14 protein-coding genes are annotated in these 20,686 nt (G+C 63.4%); 7 read left to right on the top strand and 7 right to left on the bottom strand.

Annotated features, from left to right (window positions below; genetic code table 11):
* Positions 1–481: 481 nt before the first annotated feature.
* A complete protein-coding gene (gene apbC, locus GJV78_RS17090) occupies positions 482–1,591 on the bottom strand; it encodes an iron-sulfur cluster carrier protein ApbC (protein WP_155109477.1) in 1,110 nt (369 codons plus the stop codon).
* Between the two features lie 163 nt (positions 1,592–1,754).
* Between apbC and metG the strand changes: the two genes are divergently transcribed.
* The 6 genes from metG (at position 1,755) to GJV78_RS17060 (ending at position 14,459) form a co-directional block, all read left to right on the top strand.
* Entirely contained in the window at positions 1,755–3,788 is a 2,034-nt protein-coding gene (gene metG / locus GJV78_RS17085; protein WP_155109476.1) for a methionine--tRNA ligase, read from the top strand.
* A gap of 270 nt (positions 3,789–4,058) precedes the next feature.
* The gene (locus GJV78_RS17080; protein ID WP_167519621.1) at positions 4,059–7,898 is read left to right on the top strand and encodes a WGR and DUF4132 domain-containing protein; all 3,840 of its coding nucleotides are present in this window, start codon (positions 4,059–4,061) and stop codon (positions 7,896–7,898) included.
* 34 nt (positions 7,899–7,932) lie between these two features.
* On the top strand, positions 7,933–9,021 hold the full coding sequence (locus GJV78_RS17075; RefSeq protein WP_330998818.1) for an ATP-binding protein: 1,089 nt from the start codon (positions 7,933–7,935) through the stop codon (positions 9,019–9,021).
* A 10-nt stretch (positions 9,022–9,031) separates the two neighbouring features.
* A complete protein-coding gene (locus GJV78_RS17070) occupies positions 9,032–11,311 on the top strand; it encodes a DUF5682 family protein (protein ID WP_167519620.1) in 2,280 nt (759 codons plus the stop codon).
* Positions 11,311–12,450: a vWA domain-containing protein gene (locus tag GJV78_RS17065; protein ID WP_155109474.1), complete on the top strand. Its 1,140-nt coding sequence runs from the start codon at positions 11,311–11,313 to the stop codon at positions 12,448–12,450. The genes GJV78_RS17070 and GJV78_RS17065 overlap by 1 nt, the downstream gene beginning before the upstream one ends.
* Positions 12,447–14,459, top strand: coding sequence for an SWIM zinc finger family protein (locus tag GJV78_RS17060; RefSeq protein WP_155109473.1), 2,013 nt, complete (start codon positions 12,447–12,449; stop codon positions 14,457–14,459). Before GJV78_RS17065 ends, GJV78_RS17060 begins: the two co-directional genes overlap by 4 nt.
* Before the next feature lie 77 nt (positions 14,460–14,536).
* Here GJV78_RS17060 and GJV78_RS17055 read toward each other — a convergent pair whose 3' ends face one another.
* The 3 genes from GJV78_RS17055 to GJV78_RS17045 are packed head-to-tail and all read right to left on the bottom strand — an operon-like array spanning position 14,537 to position 17,462.
* Positions 14,537–15,007 carry a YehS family protein gene (locus tag GJV78_RS17055; RefSeq protein WP_155109472.1) on the bottom strand — a complete coding sequence of 157 codons (471 nt, stop codon included), beginning with the start codon at positions 15,005–15,007 and terminating at the stop codon, positions 14,537–14,539.
* Between the two features lie 53 nt (positions 15,008–15,060).
* Entirely contained in the window at positions 15,061–15,780 is a 720-nt protein-coding gene (gene btsR / locus GJV78_RS17050; protein ID WP_155109471.1) for a two-component system response regulator BtsR, read from the bottom strand.
* Complete coding sequence (locus GJV78_RS17045) at positions 15,777–17,462, bottom strand: sensor histidine kinase (RefSeq protein WP_155109470.1); 1,686 nt, start codon at positions 17,460–17,462, stop codon at positions 15,777–15,779. The genes btsR and GJV78_RS17045 overlap by 4 nt, the downstream gene beginning before the upstream one ends.
* Positions 17,463–17,765: 303 nt before the next feature.
* Here GJV78_RS17045 and GJV78_RS17040 point away from each other — a divergent pair, with 303 nt between their 5' ends.
* Positions 17,766–17,873 carry a protein YohO gene (locus GJV78_RS17040; protein ID WP_155109469.1) on the top strand — a complete coding sequence of 36 codons (108 nt, stop codon included), beginning with the start codon at positions 17,766–17,768 and terminating at the stop codon, positions 17,871–17,873.
* Here the strand turns inward: GJV78_RS17040 and GJV78_RS17035 are convergent.
* The 3 genes from GJV78_RS17035 to GJV78_RS17025 are packed head-to-tail and all read right to left on the bottom strand — an operon-like array spanning position 17,854 to position 20,666.
* A complete protein-coding gene (locus GJV78_RS17035; protein ID WP_155109468.1) occupies positions 17,854–18,585 on the bottom strand; it encodes an ABC transporter permease in 732 nt (243 codons plus the stop codon). The genes GJV78_RS17040 and GJV78_RS17035 overlap by 20 nt on opposite strands.
* Positions 18,569–19,516: an ABC transporter ATP-binding protein gene (locus GJV78_RS17030; protein WP_155109467.1), complete on the bottom strand. Its 948-nt coding sequence runs from the start codon at positions 19,514–19,516 to the stop codon at positions 18,569–18,571. Before GJV78_RS17030 ends, GJV78_RS17035 begins: the two co-directional genes overlap by 17 nt.
* Positions 19,509–20,666, bottom strand: coding sequence for an ABC transporter permease (locus tag GJV78_RS17025; RefSeq protein ID WP_167519619.1), 1,158 nt, complete (start codon positions 20,664–20,666; stop codon positions 19,509–19,511). Before GJV78_RS17025 ends, GJV78_RS17030 begins: the two co-directional genes overlap by 8 nt.
* Between the last annotated feature and the right edge of the window lie 20 nt (positions 20,667–20,686).

The raw sequence follows: 20,686 nt of genomic DNA, 5'->3' as shown, positions 1-20,686 counted from the left end.
TGGCTGTGGCTGAATAAGAGTGGTGTCAGACTGGCTGTCATAGGTCCCTCCGGTGACCAGGCTTACCCGCGGTTTGTCAGGCTGCTTTGGCGTTGGCTTTTATATTCATCCTTGTCAACGCCGCCGTTATACAATCTGAATTATTTAGGGCAAATATGTAATAAAAAACAGAATACAGTTTATTTATATCTGAGAGGCTAACTCTGTTTTTTAAAACCTCGTTATATGTAGCACTAATAACGCGCATTGCTGCGTATCGAAAAAGCGTAGACAGATATACGCCCTTAGCACAGCCGATGCAAATAAAGATTTCTGCTCTGGGAGAATAATATAAATAAACGTTCAGGGGATATTTTCTTATTTATAAGAATAATTACCGGCGGTAATTACTATCTCAGCAGGGGAATATTCCAGGATATAAAACACCCGTCCGGCGTTATAGAGCGGAGGCTCCTCCTCCGCTCTGGCTCAGCGCCCGCGCTTATACCGCGCGGAAGGCGATTTCGCCGGGGATCACTTCCCCTTCCCAGTAGAGCTGCGCCGCCACGCGACCGGCCAGGTCACGGTAGATAGCGGTGAACTCGCTGTCCGGGCGGCTGACGACCGTCGGGACACCGCGATCGAGATCTTCGCGCAGGCTGATGTGCAGAGGCATCTGGCCCAGCAGCTGAGTGCGATACTGCTCCGCCAGTTTCTGCGCCCCGCCGGTGCCGAAGATCGGCTCATGGTGGCCGCAGTTGCTGCAGATGTGAACGCTCATATTCTCAATAATACCGAGCACCGGCACTTCCACCTTCTCAAACATCACGATGCCTTTTTTGGCGTCGATCAGCGCGATATCCTGCGGCGTGGTGACCACCACCGCGCCGGTTACCGGAATGTTCTGCGCCAGCGTCAGCTGAATATCGCCGGTTCCCGGGGGCATATCCAGTACCAGATAGTCCAGATCCGGCCACAGGGTCTCCTGCAGCATCTGCAGCAGCGCCTTGCTGGCCATCGGGCCGCGCCAGACCATGGCGTTGTCGTCGGTCACCAGGTAGCCGATAGAGTTGGTCGCCAGCCCGTGGGAGATAATCGGCGACATATGGGTGCCGTCCGGCGAGGTGGGCCGCTGATCTTCCGCCCCCAGCATGGTCGGGATCGACGGGCCGTAGATATCGGCATCAAGAATACCGACCTTCGCCCCTTCCGCCGCCAGCGCCAGCGCCAGGTTAACGGCGGTAGAGGATTTCCCTACCCCGCCCTTGCCGGAGCTGACCGCGATAATGTTCTTCACGCCGTTGATGCCCGGCTGGTTTTTCACGCGCTTCAGGGTGGCGATATTGTACGACAGCTTCCAGTCGATGGCCTTCGCCCCGGTGATACGCAGCAGCTCGGCGCTGCACTGCTCTTTTAATACGTCAAATGCGCTGTGCCAGACGAAGGGCATAACCAGCTCAACGTGCAGCGTATCGTCCATCCACGCCACGTGGTGCAGCGCTTTCAGCGTCGTCAGATTATGCTTCAGGGTGGGGTGCTGGAAATTCGCCAGCGTCCCCGCGACCATCGCGCGCAGGGTCTCTGGTGATGTGGCCTGGGATTGTGCGTTCATCCCGACTCCTTTTGTAGTTCTGAAAAAGACTTTCGTGGCCGGGTAGTTTACTCCAGCCATAATAATTATTCATTGCTGGATTATGCCCTTATCGCTTGGCGTAGCGCTTTTCTTTCGGGTAACATCAAAACCCCCTTTTACTAGTGAAGAAGTAATACCTACTATGACTCAAGTCGCGAAGAAAATTCTGGTAACGTGCGCGCTGCCGTACGCCAACGGCTCCATCCACCTCGGCCACATGCTGGAGCACATCCAGGCTGATGTCTGGGTCCGTTACCAGCGAATGCGCGGCCATCAGGTAAACTTCATCTGCGCCGACGACGCCCACGGCACCCCGATCATGCTGAAAGCGCAGCAGCTTGGCATCACGCCCGAGCAGATGATCGCGGAAATGAGCCAGGAGCATCAGACGGATTTTGCCGGTTTTCACATCAGCTATGATAACTATCACTCAACGCACAGCGACGAAAACCGCGAGCTGTCGCAGCTGATCTACAGCCGGCTGAAAGAGAACGGCTTTATCCGTAACCGTACTATTTCGCAGCTTTACGATCCGGAAAAGGGCATGTTCCTGCCGGACCGTTTTGTCAAAGGCACCTGTCCGAAGTGCAAATCGCCGGATCAGTACGGCGACAACTGCGAGGTGTGCGGCGCAACCTATAGCCCGACCGAGCTTATCGAGCCGAAGTCGGTGGTGTCCGGTGCCACGCCGGTAATGCGCGACTCCGAGCACTTTTTCTTCGACCTGCCGTCGTTCAGCGAAATGCTGCAGGCGTGGACCCGCAGCGGCGCGCTGCAGGAGCAGGTGGCCAACAAAATGCAGGAGTGGTTTGAGTCCGGCCTGCAGCAGTGGGATATCTCCCGCGACGCCCCCTACTTCGGCTTTGAAATTCCCGATGCGCCGGGCAAATACTTCTACGTCTGGCTGGATGCGCCGATTGGCTACATGGGCTCCTTCAGGAACCTGTGCGACAAACGCGGCGACGCCGCCAGCTTCGACGACTACTGGAAGCAGGGGAGCGACGCCGAGCTGTACCACTTCATCGGCAAAGACATTGTCTACTTCCACAGCCTGTTCTGGCCGGCAATGCTGGAAGGCAGCGGCTTCCGCAAGCCGACCAACCTGTTCGTGCACGGCTATGTCACGGTGAACGGTGCCAAGATGTCCAAATCCCGCGGCACCTTTATTAAGGCCGGCACCTGGCTGAAGCACTTCGACGCCGACAGCCTGCGCTACTACTACACCGCCAAACTCTCCTCGCGCATTGACGATATCGATCTCAATCTGGAAGACTTCGTGCAGCGCGTCAACGCCGATATCGTCAACAAGGTGGTGAATCTCGCCTCCCGCAACGCGGGCTTTATCAATAAGCGCTTTGGCGGCGTACTGGCCTCAGAGCTGGCGGACCCTGAGCTGTATAAAACCTTTACCGATGCGGCAACGACCATCGGCGAAGCGTGGGAGAGCCGCGAGTTCGGCAAGGCCATCCGCGAAATTATGGCGCTGGCCGACGTGGCTAACCGCTACGTCGACGAGCAGGCACCGTGGGTGGTGGCGAAGCAGGAGGGCCGCGACGCCGATCTGCAGGCTATCTGCACCATGGGCCTGAACATGTTCCGGGTGCTGATGACCTGGCTCAAGCCGGTGCTGCCAACCCTGACCGAACGCGCGGAAGCTTTCCTTAATACGCAGCTGAGCTGGGACGGCATCCACCAGCCGCTGCTGGGCCATAAGGTGAATACCTTTAAGGCGCTGTACAACCGTATCGATATGAAACAGGTCGAGGCGCTGGTTGAAGCCTCGAAAGAAGAGGTGAAGGCCCTGGCCGCGCCGGTCACCGGCCCGCTGGCGGATGACCCGATCCAGGACACCATCACCTTTGACGACTTTGCCAAAGTGGATATGCGCATCGCGCTCATCGAAAACGCCGAATTCGTTGAGGGTTCCGACAAGCTGCTGCGCCTGACGCTGGATCTGGGCGGCGAGAAGCGCAACGTCTTCTCCGGCATTCGCTCCGCCTATCCGGACCCGCAGGTGCTGGTTGGCCGCCATACGGTGATGGTCGCCAACCTGGCACCGCGCAAAATGCGCTTCGGCATTTCGGAAGGGATGGTGATGGCCGCCGGACCCGGCGGAAAAGACATCTTCCTGCTCAGCCCCGACGCGGGCGCAAAGCCGGGCCATCAGGTTAAGTAACCAGTTGTTCAACGCGCTGTCCCGGCAGCGCGTTGAACGGTCGGCAAAAGGGAAATCAGCTTTTCTCTTTTTGTGATTAACGTTTTACCCATAGCTATTCTCAGCCCCCTCCCCTCTTCCTGAAGCGTTATTGACGCTCTCAAAGGCCGCCCCGCCAGCGGTTTCACTTTATATAATCTGAAAATTACGCTTTCTCCATTCCTTATTGCGCCACGGCCAGCAATAGCTGTTAGCATCACTTAAAAGCTGGATGTATGCACAGGGATGGCCATGAAAATCTTTATCTGTCAGGATGAAAAATCGCATAAATTCTGGGCGGTCGCGCAGCAGGATAACGAGCTGCATCTACGCTGGGGGAAGGTCGGCACGAACGGCCAGAGCCAGATTAAAACCTTTGCCGACGCGGCGGCGGCCAGCAACGCCGAACTGAAGCTGATTACTGAAAAAACCCGCAAAGGCTACGTTGAAGATAAGGCGTCTGAACAGCCCCCCGTTGCCGGCCAGCCTTCACCACCGCCCGCGCCCTCCGGCCTCACGCCCCCGTGGCTGGCGGACGACGCTCAGCTTGCGCTGAGTTTAAAAAAAGGTAAACAGCCGTTAAGCCATCGCCGCTGGCCGGGGGAACCCGTACCACCGGTTACAGAGAGCCGCTTTCAGCGGCTGAATAGCGAGATGCTCTCCCGCTATCAGCCCGTTCAGCCCCTGGTATGGAGCTATGAAGCGTGCCTTCCCGAGTGGCAGCAGGCCATTGCTCAGGCCATTCGCTGGACAGAGGCAGAGGCGGCTGACGACTCGCTGACGCCCCTTGCGATGGCGGCGCTCACGCGCCTGTGGAAAAGCGACGGCAGCGAGCTACAGGATGAAATCGTCCAGCGGTACGGCATTGAATATGCCACTGAGGTGGTGCTTGCCCGGCAAAATATTGCAGTGTGGCAACAAACCTATTGCCCGCCTCATATTGCCTTTTCCCATCCGGATCAGAGCAAAAACAACTTTAGCTCTGACGCCTGTAATGACTTCGATCTGCGCCTGCGCAAGCACCTGTCGCTGGCGGAGGATCGCATCTGGCAGCGCTGCGCCGACAGGCTCGTCGCCGCGCTTCCGGCGGTTCCGCTCTACCGGCAGCCGTTTATCGCCCTGCTGCTGCCGGAGAGGCCAGAGGTCGCCAATGCCGTCGCGGCGCGCTGCGCTGGGCCTCGTAATCTGCCGTCAAGAGAGTGGCTAAAGGCCGTTGCCACCGACCCCGCCGCGCTGGCCAGCCTGGAGCGGGACCGGGAGCTGGATATTTTCACCGACCGCGCGGGCAGCGAAGTAATTTGCGAAAACCGCCACGGCTACGCCGCCTGCGCGGCGCTGCTGCGCGAGCAGGGGATAGCGGCAATCTCACGATTAACGCCGTATGCCCACCGGGAGGGCTGCGGCAGCCTGGTGGGGCAAATCAACCATCCGCAGGCGATACGGCTGCTGCTGTTGGCGGCGGACAAAAGCAAAGCTGCCTGGCTGCGGGTGGAGCGGTTCGCCCGAAAATTTCCCGAGGCGGCGCTGGCAGCGCTGGCGGAGCTGCTGGCGCTGCCGGAACCGCCGCCCTGGCCCGGAGATCGGCCTGTGGATAACAAACAACTGCAGGCGCGGGAGGAGCGCTGGCGCACTCTGCTGCAGACGCTGCTTGCCCGGGACCCGCAGCTGGCCGGGCGCGTGCGCCCCTGGCTGAGCGATCGGGCGCTGAAGCAGCTGACGCCCCGCCCGCAGTCTTCGCCATCCCTCGTTGCGGCCAGCAAGGACCTTCCCGCTATTTTACTGACCCCGCCGTGGCGGAGAGAAAAGAAAAAAGCCGCCATCCCGCGTTTTGATCTGCCCGCGCTGGAGGTGCCCCCGCAGGAGCGCTGGCTCCCCGGCGAGCAGGAGGCCCTGGCGGCGCAAAGGCCCGCCCGCTATTTTAACAATCTGCCCTTTGCCGAGCGTCTGCGGCTGAAGGGCGGCTACCGCCTCCTCAAAGAGCTGGGCTTCGAAGAAGAAGCCTGGTTCTTTAAACAGGTCATCCTGGAGGGCAGAGTGGATGATTTCGTGCAGGCCAGCTCCAGCCAGGAGCCGGCGCTACTGGCCGGAGAAGCGGCGCTGGCGGCTGGCGACGGCGCTGCGCTGATTCAGGCATGGCGGCAACATCTTAAACACAGCGATTTCTCTACCAGCACGTGGAATCTCTGGCTGCTGGCGCACCTGCCGCGACGGATGGCGCTCGAATGCTGGCACGCTATTCATGAAGAGGGCTTCAACCACGTCGGTGCCGACTATCTGTTCAGCGTGCTGGGTCTTGACGCTCTGCCCACGCTGCCGCTGGCGCTGCAACGTCAGCCTCATCTCCTCTTTCCCGTGCTGATCCATTTCGGGGCGACGACGCTGGCGCAGCCGGTCGCCCGCGCCTGGCTGCGTCTTCAGGCGCACAGCCTGCTTGCCCGCCAGTGGCTGCTGCAGTGGCCGGAACATGCCGCCGTCGCGCTTATCCCGCTGGCGTTCGGCAAAGCGGGCGAGGATCGCGAGGCGGCTATTAACGCCCTGCGCCTGCTGTACCAGCAGGGGCACGCCGGGCTGCTGCAGGCGGTAACCCGCCGCTGGGACGCGCCGCAGCTATGGCCGGCGCTGGAGCAATGGCTTAATCAGACGCCGCAGGACCACTATCCCGCCCGCATACCCAAAGCGCCCGACTTCTGGCAGCCCGCCCGCTGGCGCAGGCCGCGGCTGAAGAGCAACGATCGGCCGCTGCCGGACGAGGCGCTGGAGATCATCGGCGAGATGCTGCGGTTTTCCCGGGGCGACCGCGTTTACTGCGGCCTGAAGGAGGTAAAAGCCGCCTGCCAGCCGCAGACGCTGGCCGCCTTCGCCTGGGATATGTTCAGCGCCTGGCAAAACGCCGCCGCACCGTCGAAAGAGAACTGGGTTTTCCCTGCGCTGTGGTACTTCGGCGATGAGAGCACCGTGCGCGATCTGACGCCCCTGATCCTTGCCTGGCCGCAGGAGAGTAAATCCGCCCGCGCCGCCAGCGGGCTGAACGTTCTGGCCCGCATCGGCAGCGATATGGCGCTGCTGCAACTGCACCATATCGCCGGGCGGGCGAAATCCCGCCCACTGCGCGAGAGCGCCGCGCGTTACCTTCAGGAAGCGGCCAAAGCGCGCGGCCTGAGCGCGGCGCAGCTGGAGGACCGGCTGACGCCGACGCTGGGCCTGGACGATCCCCAGGCGCTGACGTTTGATTTTGGCCCCCGCCGCTTCACCGTGAAATTTAATGAATCCCTGCAGCCGATCGTTTATGACCAGCAGGGCGTGCGGCAAAAAGCGCTGCCGCGCCTGCGCGCGGAGGACGACCCCACCAGGGGAGCGGAAGCGCTGGCCCGGCTGAAGGGGCTGAAAAAAGATGCCGCCCAGGTGGCTAAACGCCTGCTGCCGCATCTGGAAAACGCCCTGCGCTACGCGCGGCGCTGGTCGCTCAGCGAATTTCAGGCCCTGTTTATCGACCATCCCCTCACCCGCCATCTGACGCCACGGCTGCTGTGGGGCCTCTATGCGCCGGAAGAGCCGCAGCGCCTGCTGCGGGCCTTTCGCGTGGCGGCGGAGGGCGAATTCTGCGATGAGCATGACGAACCGTTCACCCTGCCGCCGGAGGCGCTGACGGGCCTCGTTCATCCGCTGGAGATGGACGCAGCGTCACGGGCGGCGTTCGGGCAAATTTTCGCCGACTATGAGTTAATTCCGCCCTTTCGCCAGCTGGCGCGCTGTACGGTACAGCTTACGCCAGAGGAGGCGCAGGGTTGCCGCCTTGAGCGCTGGCAGGGAAAAACAACCACCAGCGGGCAGCTGCTGGGCCTTCGCGCCTGGGGATGGCGGCAAAGCAGCGAACTCAGCTTTTGCTATCCGCTGCCGCCGTACCAACTGATTCTGCAGATCTCCCCCGGCCTGAATTACTATCAGGTTGACGCCAGGCAAAAGCAGGAGTTTCAGTCGATTACGCTTTACCGCGACGGGAAACCGGCACCCTTTTCGCCGCTCTCGCCCCGCGCACTCAGCGAGGCGCTGAGCGCGGCAGAGATTATTTTTCGCGAGCGCTCCGCCACCTGACGGGCTGGCCCCGCGCCCTTTTAAGGAAGAGATCGTGACACTATCGGAAAAGCATCTTCAGCGCCCCCCGGCCTCCGTACTTTATGCCGACGAGCTGGCGCGGCTGAGACAGGATGAATCCCACCCCTGCCCGCCCGGCTGGCGGCTGAGCCTGCCCGCCGCGCGCGCCTTTATTCTCGGCGACGAGGCGCGGGGCGTCAGCCCCAAGGTGGTCATAAGCCCTGCGGCCGTGGAGCGGATGCTGGTAACGCTGGCGACCGGACGCGGCCTGATGCTGGTCGGCGAGCCAGGCACGGCAAAGTCCCTGCTGTCCGAGCTGCTGGCGACGGCCATCTGCGGCGATGCCGGATTAACCATTCAGGGCGGAGCTTCCATTACGGAAGATCAAATAAAGTACGCCTGGAACTATGCGCTGCTGATAAACCAGGGGCCGTCAGCGCAGGCGCTGATTCCCGCGCCGCTGTATCAGGGGATGCGCGACGGAAAGATTGTCCGTTTTGAGGAAATCACCCGTACGCCGCTGGAGGTTCAGGACTGCCTGCTGGGTATGCTTTCCGACCGGGTGATGGCCGTTCCGGAGCTGACCGGCGAGGAGAGCCAGCTCTACGCCCGCGCCGGGTTTAATATTATCGCCACCGCCAACACCCGCGATCGCGGCGTCAATGAGATGAGCGCCGCGCTAAAGCGCCGCTTTGACTTCGAAACCGTCTTCCCGATTATGGATTTTCAGCAGGAGCTGGAGCTGGTCGCCCGCACCTCCGCCCGCCTGCTGGAGCACAGCGGTATTCCGCACTGCGTCCCGGAGCCGGTGCTGGAACTGCTGATCCACACCTTCCGCGATCTGCGCGCCAGCGGTGACCAGAAAACCTCCATGGACACGCTTAACGCCACGATGTCCACGGCCGAGGCGGTCAACGTCGCCCACGCCGTTGGCGTCAGGGCGTGGTTTTTAGCCGGGCGCGCCGGTGAGCCTGCCGATCTGGTGGAGTGCATCGCCGGCACCATCGTTAAAGATAACGAAGACGATCGCGCCCGCCTGCGCCGCTATTTCGGGCAGCGCGTCGGCGTGCGGAAAGAAGCCCACTGGCAGGCCTATTATCAGGCCCGCCATCGTCTGCCGTAAGGAGCCGACCGTGCCTGAACAGCCGCTCATCATCGGCGTTCGCCACCATAGCCCGGCCTGCGCCAGGCTGGTGAAAGAGCGTATAGAAAAGCTACGGCCGCGCTACGTGCTGATTGAAGGTCCGGTTGATTTTAATCACCGCCTTGACGAGCTTTTTTTACCGCATCAGTTGCCCATCGCGATCTACAGCTACTGCCAGCCTCAGGAGAGCAGCGCGGCGGGACACGGTGTCTGGACGCCGTTCGCTGAATTCTCTCCGGAGTGGCAGGCGCTGCTGGCCGCCCGGAAAACCGGCGCACAGATCCGCTTTATCGACCTGCCGGGCTGGATGCAGCCCGACGACAGCGCGCCGTCACCCGCGGTCCGCAGCAACCACGGCTATTCGCATCTGCTGCAGAACAGCGGCATGGAGAATATCGACGCCCTCTGGGATCATCTGTTTGAGGATGAAGCGCAGCAGGCTAACCTGCAGCCGGCGCTGGAGACCTATTTTTCAGGCCTGCGCGGCGGCGACAAGGGGGATGAGCATAACCAGCGGCGGGAAGCCTTTATGGCGCGCTGGCTGGCGTGGGCAATGCGGCAAAACGACGGCCCGGTGGTGGTGGTCTGCGGCGGCTGGCATGCCCCGGCGCTGGCCGCGCTCTGGCGCGGCTGTGAAGCGCAGGTCCCGACCGTTCCCCCTCCGCCCTCCGCCGGTGCCATCACCGGCTGCTATCTGACGCCCTACAGCGAAAAAAGGCTCGACGTGCTGACAGGCTATCTGTCCGGAATGCCCGCCCCGGTGTGGCAGGGCTGGTGCTGGCGTTTCGGTCTGCAGCAGGCCGGTGAACGGCTGCTGAAGACCCTTCTCAGCAGCCTGCGCCAGCGCCGCCAGCCCGCCTCCACCGCCGATCTGGCCGCCGCCCATCTGCGGGCGCTGGCGCTGGCGCAGCTGCGCGGCCACCTCCTGCCGCTGCGCAGCGACTGGCTTGACGCCCTCGCGGGATCGCTCATTAAAGAAGCCCTGAACGCCCCGCTCCCCTGGAGCTATCGCGGGGTTGTGCACCGGGATACCGACCCGATCCTGCTAACCCTTATCGACGCGCTGGCAGGCAGCGGCTTTGGCCAGCTGGCCCCCGGCACGCCGCAGCCGCCGCTGCCGGAGGAGGTGGCCCGCGAGCTGGCCCGTACCGGCATCGTCCTGGCGGGGGAGTTGACGCTCAACCGCTTTGACGCCGCCGGGCTGGCGCAAAGCCAGGTTCTGCACCGGCTGGCGATCCTCGAGATTCCGGGTATCCGGCGTCGACAGGGCCACGCCACGACGATGAGCGGCGACGGCGATGAGCGCTGGGCGTTAAGCCGCCCGCTGGAGCAGCAGGCCGCGCTGATTGAAGCCGCGCGCTACGGTGCCACGCTGACTGAGGCCGCGCGCCAGCGTCTGGAGGCGCGGATGACCAACGCCGCCGGTATTGCGCCGCTGACCGCCTGCCTGAACCAGGCGGCGCTGGCGGGGCTGGCCGCCTTCAGCCAGCGGCTGCTGGAACAGCTGGCGCAGCTTATCGCCAGGGAGAGTCAGTTTGCGGAAATGGGCGCGGCGCTGGAGGTGCTGTACGCGCTGTGGCGACAGGACGATCCCGCCGGGATGCCGGATTCGCCGGTGCTGCAGAAGATCCTCTGCGCCACGATCGATCGGGCGCTCTGGCTGTGTGAAAGCAGCGGCGCGATCGACGAGGCGCAGTTTCATGCCTGTCTGCACGGCTGGCAGATGCTCTGTCATATTCTGCGCGATATCCATCACGGCACCGCCTTACCCGGCGTTTCGCTGAGCGCCGCCCGGAGCCTGCTGCAGCGACGTATCGGCGCGAGGGAGGCCGCCCCGCTCGTCAGGGGAGCGGCCTTTGGCGCGCTGATCCGCCTTGAACACCCCACCGCCACCGCCCAGGCCGCGCTGGCCCTGCTGACGCAGCTCCCGCCGCAGCGGCTGGGCGAGGCGTTACACGGTATGCTGGCGCTGGCCCGCCACCAGCTCGCCTGCCAGCCGTCGTTTATTGCCGGCTTCAGCGGCCTGCTCACCCGGCTGTCGGACGACGACTTCATGCTCGCCCTGCCGGATCTGCGCGCCGCCATGGCCTGGCTGCCGCCGCGCGAGCGGGGCGAGCTGGCCCGCCAGGTGCTGGAGCACTATCAGATAGCCGCCATGCCGGCGCATACGCTGCAGGCACCGGTTCGCTGCCAGCCGCAGCATATTGTTCAACATCAACGGCTGGAGCAGCGGGCGCTGGCGGAGCTTCAGCGCTGGGGGCTTCACTAATGCCAAAAAAACTGTCCGATCTTCTGGCCTCCCGCGAGCTGCAGCGCTGGCGGCTGCTTCTGGGCGAGGCGGCCGAGAGCCGACTTGGCCCGCTGGACGGTGCCGCCCGCCGGATAGATCATGCGCTGGAGTGGCTCTACGGCCGCGATCCGGAGCGCGTAGGGCGCGGCGAGCGCCAGGGCGGCCTGGGCAGCAGCAGCCTGACGACGCCGGGGTGGATTAGCGCGATTCACCAGCTCTTTCCGCAGCAGGTTATCGAGCGGCTGGAGAGCGACGCGGTACTGCGCTACGGCATTGACGAGGTGGTGACGAATCTGGAGGTGCTGGAGCGTATTGAGCCTTCCGAAAGCCTGCTGCGGGCGGTGCTGCATACCAAACATCTGATGAACCCGGAGGTGCTGAACGCCGCCCGCCGGCTGGTCCGACAGGTTGTGATGCAGATTATGGCCCGGCTGAACCACACGGTTCGCCAGGCTTTTTCCGGCACGCGCGACCGGCGGCGTCCCTCCCGACTGGCGCGGGCGAGCAATTTCAACTTTAAGCATACGCTCCGCACCAATCTGCAGCACTGGAACCCGCAGCGCGGCAAACTGTATATCACGTCGCCAAAATTCTTCAGCCGCGTTAAGCGCCATTGCGAAAAATGGCAGCTTATTTTGCTGATCGATCAGAGCGGCTCGATGGTGGATTCCGTCATTCATTCGGCGGTGATGGCAGCCTGCTTATGGCAGCTTCCCGGCATCCGCACCCACCTTGTGGCTTTCGACACCAGCGTGGTGGATCTTACCGCCGACGTCAGCGATCCGGTCGAGCTGCTGATGAAGGTTCAGCTCGGCGGCGGCACCCGGATAGCGCAGGCGGTGGACTACGCCCGCCAGCTTATCGAACGGCCGCAGAAAAGCATCATCGTGCTGGTCAGCGACTTTTACGAAGGCGGTTCGACGGCCACGTTAATTCACAAAGTGAAGCAGTGCATACAAAACGGGACCAGGGTGCTCGGGCTGGCGGCGCTGGACAGCCGCGCCGCCCCCAGCTACTGCCACGACACCGCCCAGGCGCTGGTTAACGTCGGGGCGCAAATTGCCGCCATGACGCCCGGCGAGCTGGCGGCGTGGCTGGCGGAGAATCTGCAATCATGAAGCTTTTACGCCCCGAACTGCTGGAGCTGACCGGGCAGGCGCTGATCGCGCTCAGCAACGCCGGATTCGTCAAACGCAGCCTGAAAGAGCTGGATAGCGGTAATATTCCGCAGCTGGCGCAGGAGGAGAATGGCACCCTGACCGCCGCCTTCAGCGACGGAACGCGCACCAGGCTGGCACCGCGGCAGGCGCTAAAAGAGGCCAGCTGCACCTGCAGCGCCAGCGGCATGTGCCGCCACCGCGTGATGCTGGTACTGAGCTATCAGCGCGCTCACGCCGGGGGCGCTCCCGATGACGCCGCGCCCGGGCAGGAGGCGCGCTGGCGGCCCGGCGACTGGCTGAGCGAGCTGGCCAGCCTGCCCGGGGAAACCCGCCGTCGGGCGCAGCAGCTGGCGGATAAAGGGCTGGCGATCGTGCTCTCCTGCCCGCCCGGCGGCCCCCCTTCGGCAAAGCTGCCGATGAGCGACGTCCGCTTTTACTCCCGGGCCAGTATGCACTTTGCGCGCTGCGACTGCGTGGCAGGTTCCCTGTGCGAGCACGTGGCGCTGGCGGTCCAGGCCTTTGCCGAGGCGGAACAGCAGCAGCCGGGCTTTACGCATCTGGTCTGGCAAACGCGCAGCCAGAAGGTCGCCGCCCGCGGCGGCCCGTTCGACACGGCCGAAGGCGAGGCCTGTCGGCAAAGCGTTGAGCAGTTGAGCCGCCTGCTGTGGCAGGAGGGCATCAGCCAGCCGCTAATCCGCTTTGACGCCGCGTTTACCCGCGCGCTGCGGGCGGCGCAGGGGGCCGACTGGCGCTGGGTTACCGGCACCCTGACGCAGCTCCGCCACGGCGTGGAGGCCTTTCAGCAGCGCGCCAGCCACTATCCGCCGCTGCTGCAGCTGCTTGCGGGGCTTGAGTCGCGTCTGACGAGCGCCGGGCGGATGGCGCAGCTGGCCGACGCCGGTGAGACGCCGCCGCTGCCGTGGCGCGCCGTCGTTGGGCTGGGTGTTGCCGGGGAGGCGTCGCTCGATCGTCTGCGCCTCGTTTCGCTGGGGATGCGCTGCTGGCAGGATCGGCAGCAGTACGGCCTGCGGATCTGGTTCAGCGACCCGGATACCGGCAACATTTTACACCTCACGCGCGGCTGGCCGCTGGCGGAGCAGGCGCAAAGCCCGGCCTGGACACGGCGGCTGTTTACCTTTCAGGCCGGCTCGCTGGCGGGCGGAAAGATTATCTCCCGGGCCGCCCGCCGCAGGGCCGACGGCGAGCTGGCGCTGGAGACGCGCCATCGCCTGAGCAGCTGCGTTCCGCTGACCCCGGACGCCTGGCGACAGCTTCCCGCCCCGCTGCGCCAGCCGGGGGTGGCGGCGCTGCGCGACTATCTGCGCCAGCGCCCGCCCGCCTGTGTACGCCCGCTGGATCAGGTCGATAATTTGTTTATTTTGCCGGTTGATGGCGTCATCGTTCAGGGCTGGGACGCCGCCCGACAAAGGCTGGAGGCCCGGGTATACAGCGGTGAGGGGGAAAATAATATTCTGCCTCTGTCGCTTGCGGCCTCCGCCAGCGCGCCCTGGGCCATTGAGCGCATGGCCGCGCTGCTGGAACAGAGTGACGATCCGCTGGTGATGGTTTCCGGCCTGGTCAGCGCCAGCCACGGTCAGCTGACGCTGGAGCCGCTGGTGATGATGACCGCCACGCGCGCCTGGGTGCTGGACGCCGAGCCGCAGGCCGTCGGCCCTCTGCCCGCCGCCCTGCCCTCACCGCAGCCCGACGAAGCCAGCCGGTGCCTTGGGCGCTGCCGCGCCCTGTTAATACATATTCTGCACAACGGCCTGCGCTACCAGCAGCACGCCTTTTTTCAGGATGCGCAGACGCTCGCCGCCGATCTGGCGGAATATGGCTTTACCCATCTGGCGCGCCTGCTGCGGCAGCTGCACGAAAAGCGCGCCGATCTGCCCATCAGCACGTTGAATACGTTAGCTTTGCTTTATCTTCAGTTGGAAAACAGGGTGCCCGGAGCGCCGGTATAAGGGGCGGTGTCGCCCCGGAGGCGCAGAAGATGAAACAGGCAGGCGGCCAGCCTTCGCGCCCGGCCGCCTGCGCGCCTTTACGCTTTACTCTCCTGCTCGCGGGCCGTCAGGCCGCGCAGGAAGTAGCGCAGAAACTGATCGCCGCATTCGCGGTAATTTTTATGCTCCGGCGCGCGCATCATGGCGGTAATTTCCGGCATCGAGACGCGGAACTGCTGGGCGGTCAGGATGGCGAGAATATCGTCGGTTTTCAGCGAAAAGGCGATGCGCAGCTTTTTCAGGACTATATTATTGTTGACCCGGCGCTCCGGCGTCAGCGGCGGCGCGGACTCATCCCTGCCGCGTTTGTCATAAATCAGGCCGTTAAGGAAGTTCGACAGCACGATATCCGGGCAGCGTACAAACCCCTCCTCGTCCTCCTTTTTCAGCCACGGTATCAGCTGCTCCGCGCTGACCGGCGCATCCGCCAGGGCAAAAATCCGCGCCAGGCCGTCATTGTTGGTTTTCAGGGTGTAGCGCAGGCTACGCAAAATATCGTTACCGATCATAATACCTTCATGATGAAAAATTTTGCCGCTAAGTCTACCACGATTGTGCCGCTTTACAGCCCAATCGCCTCTTTCAGGCTTTTCAGATAGCGGCGGCTTACCGGCACCGTCAGCCCGTTGCGTAAAATCAGCTCGGCCTGGCCGTTGTCCTCCAGGCGGATCTCCTGCAGCTGCGCCATGTTGACCAGATACTGGCGATGGCAGCGCAGCAGCGGCGTGCGGCTCTCAAGGGTGCGCAGCGTCAGCTCGGTGAATCCCTCTTTACCTTCGCTGCTGGTTACGCACACTCCGCTCATCCGGCTGTTGACGAAGGCCACCTCCTCCATCTGCAGCAGATATATACGGCTGTGCCCGGCGCAGGGAATAAACTTCAGCGCCTGCTGAGGCTCCTCACGCTGCGACGTCTCCTGTTTGCTGCGATCCAGACGCAGCCTGGCGAGGGTTTTCTCCAGCCGCGCCTCCTCGATGGGCTTCAGCAGATAGTCAAAGGCCTGCTCTTCAAAGGCGCGAATCGCATACTCTTCGAAGGCGGTCAGAAAGACGATATAGGGGCGTTGCTCCGGGTCCAGCATACCGACCATCTCCAGCCCGCTGATGCGCGGCATCTGAATGTCGAGGAACAGCGCGTCGGGGCGCAGCTTATGCACCGCGCCGATAGCCTCCAGCGCGTTGGCGCATTCGCCCACGATCTCAATATCGCGCTGCTCCTGAAGCAAAACCCGCAGATTTTCCCGCGCCAACGGCTCATCATCCACAATCAGCACCTTAATCATGCGCCCTCCTCCAGCGGCAGTCGTAGGGTTATTCGGGTAAACCTCTCCTGTTCGCAGGCGACGCTGATACCGTAATCGTCGCCAAAGCGCGCCCGTAAACGTTTGTCCACCAGGCTCATCCCCAGCCCGCTGACGCTATCCTTCGGCTGATACAGGCCGGCGTTATCCTCGACCTCCAGCGTCAGATGCTGCCCGGTCCGGCGGGCGGTAATCGTCACTTCGCCTCTGCCCAGCAGCTGCGACGTGCCGTGCTTAATAGCGTTTTCCACGATCGGCTGCAGGGTAAAAGCGGGCAGCTTCTGCTGGGCCAGGACGGGCGGAACGTTCAGGCTGACCTGCAGCCGCGTCTGAAAGCGCGCCTTCTCAATCTGCAGATAGGCGTTTACGTGGTCGATTTCATCGGCCAGCGTGACAATTTCCGCCGGGCGCTTAAGGTTTTTACGAAAGAAGGTCGACAGATACTGCACCAGCTGGCCGGCCTGCTCCCCGTCGCGGCGGATCACCGCCTTGATGGTGTTCAGGGCGTTAAACAGAAAATGAGGGTTGACCTGCGCGTGCAGCAGCTTAATTTCCGACTGGGTCAGCAGCGCCTTTTGCCGCTCGTATTGTCCGGCGAGGATCTGCGCCGACAGCAGCCGGGCAATCCCCTCTCCCAGGGTACGATTAATGGAGCTGAAGAGCCGATTTTTGGCCTCATACAGCTTGATGGTGCCCACCACCCGCTGATTTTCGCCGCGCAGCGGGATCACCAGCGTCGAGCCAAGCTTGCACTGGGGATGCAGCGAGCAGCGGTACGGCACCTCGTTGCCGTCGGCGTACACCACCTCTCCGCTCTCAATCGCCCGCAGGGTATAGCCAGAGGAGATCGGCCTGCCCGGCAGATGGTGATCGTCGCCGATGCCGGTAAAGGCCAGCAGCTTCTCGCGGTCGGTAATGGCCACCGCGCCAATCTCCAGCTCCTGGTACAGCACCTGGGCGACCTTCATGCTGTTCACCTCGTTAAAGCCCTGGCGCAGAATGCCCTCGGTGGAGGCGGCCACCTTCAGGGCGGTGGCGGAGAACGCCGAGGTGTATTTTTCAAACATGGCGCGCTTGTCGAGCAGAATGCGCATAAACAGCGCCGCGCCGACGGTGTTGGTGACCATCATCGGCGCGGCGATATTGCTCACCAGCTGCAGGGCGTCCTGAAAGGGGCGGGCAATCAGCAGAATAATCAGCATCTGCACCATTTCGGCCACGAAGGTGACCGCCCCCGCCGTCAGCGGATCAAATACCCGATCGGTACGCCCCCGGCGGATCAGCACGCTGTGCACCAGACCGCCCAACAGCCCTTCGACGATGGTGGAAATCATGCAGCTGAGCGCCGTCATACCGCCCATAGAGTAGCGGTGCAGCCCCCCGGTCAGGCCCACCAGCCCTCCCACCACCGGCCCGCCGAGCAGGCCGCCCATTACCGCACCCACGGCGCGGGTGTTGGCGATAGAGTCTTCAATATGCAGGCCGAAATAGGTGCCCATAATGCAAAAAATAGAGAAGGTGACATAGCAGAGAAGCTTGTGCGGCAGCCGGACGGTAACCTGCATTAGCGGAATAAACAGGCGCGTTTTGCTCATCAGCCAGGCGATAACCAGAAACACGCACATCTGCTGAAGCAGCAGCAACACCAGATTAAACTCGTACATACCCAACAACCACACTTCTTTTAAAACCGTGTAACATACCCTGTCTGCGCCTTATGTTCTTTGAAGTGTTGCAAAAAAACGTAACTTAACGAGCGCCATCGTCTGAAATCATCGCCCGGCCGCGCGGGCTGGCTTTTTTTGCCACGCAAACCGCCGTCGCGCGGCTAACGTTAAACAGGGCGCACGGCGGCGGCAGAGGCCGGAATTGATCCGTCGCAAGCGCGCGACGCCGGGCGTAATTTAATGGTTCATTAACGACCGCGTCTCAGAGTACAATCCGTTAGTTAACATAAGGAGCACATTATGCGTGCAGCAAAATTTGCCGTCATCACCCTTTTCATGCTGATGGCCATCGGCGGCATCGGCGGGGTGATGCTCGCGGGCTATACCTTTATTTTACATGCCGGGTAAGATGGCGGCCTAACCGCTCAAACAGGCGATCGACGACGATCGCCGCCAGCGCCACCAGCAGCCCTCCCTGAAGAATATAGGCGGTGTTAAAACCGCTCAGGCCAATAATAATCGGCGTGCCGAGGGTGCTGACGCCGACCGTAGAGGCGATGGCGGCGGTGCCAATATTAATGATGACCGAGGTGCGGATACCGGCCAGGATCACCGGTGCCGCCAGCGGTAGCTCTACCCTCCACAGCCGCTGCCCGCGGCTCATCCCCATCCCGCTGGCCACGCTCATTACCTCTGGCGAAACCGCTCCCAGCCCCGCCAGGGTGGCCTGCAGCACCGGCAGTATGCCGTAGAGGATCAGCGCAATCAGCGCCGGCTGCTGGCCGAAACCCATCGCCGGGACGGCAATCGCCAGCACCGCCACCGGCGGAAAGGTCTGGCCGACGGCGGCGATGGTCTCCACCAGCGGGCGAAACTCAGCGCCCCAGGGCCGCGTCACCGCGATACCCGCCCCGACGCCCATCGCCACGGCAAACAGGCTGGAGATCCCCACCAGCCAGAAGTGCGCCAGCGCCAGGGCGACGAAGCTCTCCTGCTGATACACCGGGCGCGACAAACCGGGAAACAGCGCGCTCCACAGCCCCTGGCTGTGGGGCAACCCAACCAGCAGCAGCACAAAGAGAAGGATCGGCCACAACAGCGGATCAGCCAGTCGTTTCATGGGCCGGGGCCTCCGACAGCAGATCGCGAAAATGCAGCGTACCGCAGGGCAGCCCCTGGGGATCGGCCACCGGCAGCACCTCGCAGCCGTGAGCGACAAAGGCTGAAAGAGCATCGCGCAGGGTCATCGCCTCCGTCAGCGCCTCGCCGTCCCGGCGCTCATCGCGGCGAACGTAGTCGCCCACGCGGCGCAGCGACAGCAGGCGCACCCCCAGCTCGCTGCGGCCGAAAAACGCCGCCACAAAGTCGCTGGCCGGGGCGGTCAGCATCGCCAGCGGCGTTCCCTGCTGCACCACCCGCCCGCCGTCCATCAGGACCAGATGCTGCGCCAGCCGCAGCGCCTCGTCGATGTCGTGGGTCACCAGCACCACGGTGCGCCCCAGCAGACGGTGAATGCGCAACATCTCCTGCTGCAGGGCGGCGCGGGTCACCGGGTCCAGCGCACCGAAGGGTTCGTCCATCAGCAGCACCTGCGGGTCCGCCGCCAGGGCGCGTGCCACCCCCACCCGCTGCTGCTGGCCGCCGGAGAGCTGATGCGGGTAACGTTCCCGCAGCCCCGGCTCCAGCCCCAGCAGGGCCATCAGCGCGTCGATGCGATCGTCGATGCGCCCCCGCGGCCACTTTTGCAGCTGCGGCACGGTGGCGATGTTCCGGGCCACCGTCCAGTGGGGAAACAGGCCGATGGACTGAATGGCGTAGCCCATTCGTCGGCGCAGCTCCAGCACCGGCAGGCTGCGGATCTCCTCACCCGCGAAGTGGATCTGGCCGCTGTCGTGCTCCTCCAGCCGGTTGATCATCTTCAGGGTGGTCGATTTTCCGGAACCGGAGGTGCCGATCAGCACCGAGAAGCTCCCCTCCGGAAAGTGCAGATTGAGATCGTTAACCGCCATCTGCCCGCCGAAGGCTTTGCTGACGTGGCTGAATTTAATCATTGTGAGTTACCTTCAGGAGCGCGATAACGACGTCGAACAGCGCGTCGATGAGCACCGCCAGCGCAATCACCGGGATCGCCCCCAGCAGCACCAGGTCTACGGCGCTGCTGAACAGCCCCTGAAACACCAGCGCGCCAAAGCCGCCCGCGCCGATCAGCGCGGCGACGGTCGCCATGCCGACCGTCTGCACCATCACCACCCGCAGGCTGCGTAAAAAGAGCGGTAGCGCCAGCGGCAGCTGGACGTGCACAAAGCGCTGTCGCCCGCTCATCCCCATCGCGCGGGCGCTCTCCAGCGCCTCGACCGGCACCTGGTTCAGCCCCGCCGCCACGCCGCGGGTCAGCGGCAGCAGCGCGTAGAGCATCAGGGCGATGAGGGCCGGGGTCAGGCCGGTGCCGGAGACGCCGAGGGCGGCAAGCCAGGGAAACGCCTTCGCCAGCCCGGCGAGCGGCGCGATCAGCAGGCCAAACAGGGCCACGGAGGGAATAGTCTGGATGACGTTCAGCACGGCAAAAACCGGCCCCTGGCGGGCGGGAGATACGGCGCACCAAAGGCCGAGCGGCACGCCGATGGCCAGCGCGGGCAGTACGGCCCCCACCAGCAGAATCATATGCTGCGCCAGCGCCTGGTTAAACACCTCCCGGCGGTTGACGTACTCCTTCAGCAGGGCGAGATCGTCGAACGCGCCGCACAGCAGCAACGCCAGCGGTGCCAGCGCAATCTGCACATGCAGCGCCCAGCGCCACACCGGCGAGGTTGTTATCCGGCGAACGGCGTCGCTGCACGCCAGCAGGCCCAGCGCCAGCCCAAGCCACAGCCCGCTGCCGGGACCGGTGCGCGCCAGCGGGCTGCCCGTCCGGGCGAGATCCCTCGCCGCCTCGCCCGCCCCCCACAGCATCAGCGCAACCAGCGTCTCGGCGGCCAGCAGGGTCAGCACGCCGCCGCGTTTTCCCGGCACAAAGCAGAGGGTAAACAGCGCGCTGGCCGCCCCGGCCAGCATCCAGACGGCACCCGGCCAGATCTCCCACAGCTGGCGTCCCTCTCCGGAGAGCAGGCGATTGGGGGCATAGCTCACGAAGGGAAGCGCGACCGCCACCGCCGTCAGCAGCACGAGCAGCAGCAGGACGCGGTTAATCCTGAATGTTGACACAGCTTCCAGCCTTATATGAC

Origin of the sequence: Intestinirhabdus alba (genome assembly GCF_009711095.1) — a bacterium.
In the GTDB taxonomy this organism is placed as follows: domain Bacteria; phylum Pseudomonadota; class Gammaproteobacteria; order Enterobacterales; family Enterobacteriaceae; genus Intestinirhabdus; species Intestinirhabdus alba.
The sequence above is the reverse complement of the archived record's forward strand: the minus strand, read 5'-3'. Positions and strand labels throughout refer to the sequence as shown.

What these genes read in the sequence shown, in the direction of transcription:
- apbC (WP_155109477.1), bottom strand. Translation starts at nt 1,591, where the DNA reads ATGAACGCACAATCCCAGGCCACATCACCAGAGACCCTGCGCGCGATG.
- metG (WP_155109476.1), top strand. Translation starts at nt 1,755, where the DNA reads ATGACTCAAGTCGCGAAGAAAATTCTGGTAACGTGCGCGCTGCCGTAC.
- GJV78_RS17080 (WP_167519621.1), top strand. Translation starts at nt 4,059, where the DNA reads ATGAAAATCTTTATCTGTCAGGATGAAAAATCGCATAAATTCTGGGCG.
- GJV78_RS17065 (WP_155109474.1), top strand. Translation starts at nt 11,311, where the DNA reads ATGCCAAAAAAACTGTCCGATCTTCTGGCCTCCCGCGAGCTGCAGCGC.
- GJV78_RS17060 (WP_155109473.1), top strand. Translation starts at nt 12,447, where the DNA reads ATGAAGCTTTTACGCCCCGAACTGCTGGAGCTGACCGGGCAGGCGCTG.
- GJV78_RS17055 (WP_155109472.1), bottom strand. Translation starts at nt 15,007, where the DNA reads ATGATCGGTAACGATATTTTGCGTAGCCTGCGCTACACCCTGAAAACC.
- btsR (WP_155109471.1), bottom strand. Translation starts at nt 15,780, where the DNA reads ATGATTAAGGTGCTGATTGTGGATGATGAGCCGTTGGCGCGGGAAAAT.
- GJV78_RS17045 (WP_155109470.1), bottom strand. Translation starts at nt 17,462, where the DNA reads ATGTACGAGTTTAATCTGGTGTTGCTGCTGCTTCAGCAGATGTGCGTG.
- GJV78_RS17040 (WP_155109469.1), top strand. Translation starts at nt 17,766, where the DNA reads ATGCGTGCAGCAAAATTTGCCGTCATCACCCTTTTCATGCTGATGGCC.
- GJV78_RS17035 (WP_155109468.1), bottom strand. Translation starts at nt 18,585, where the DNA reads ATGAAACGACTGGCTGATCCGCTGTTGTGGCCGATCCTTCTCTTTGTG.
- GJV78_RS17030 (WP_155109467.1), bottom strand. Translation starts at nt 19,516, where the DNA reads ATGATTAAATTCAGCCACGTCAGCAAAGCCTTCGGCGGGCAGATGGCG.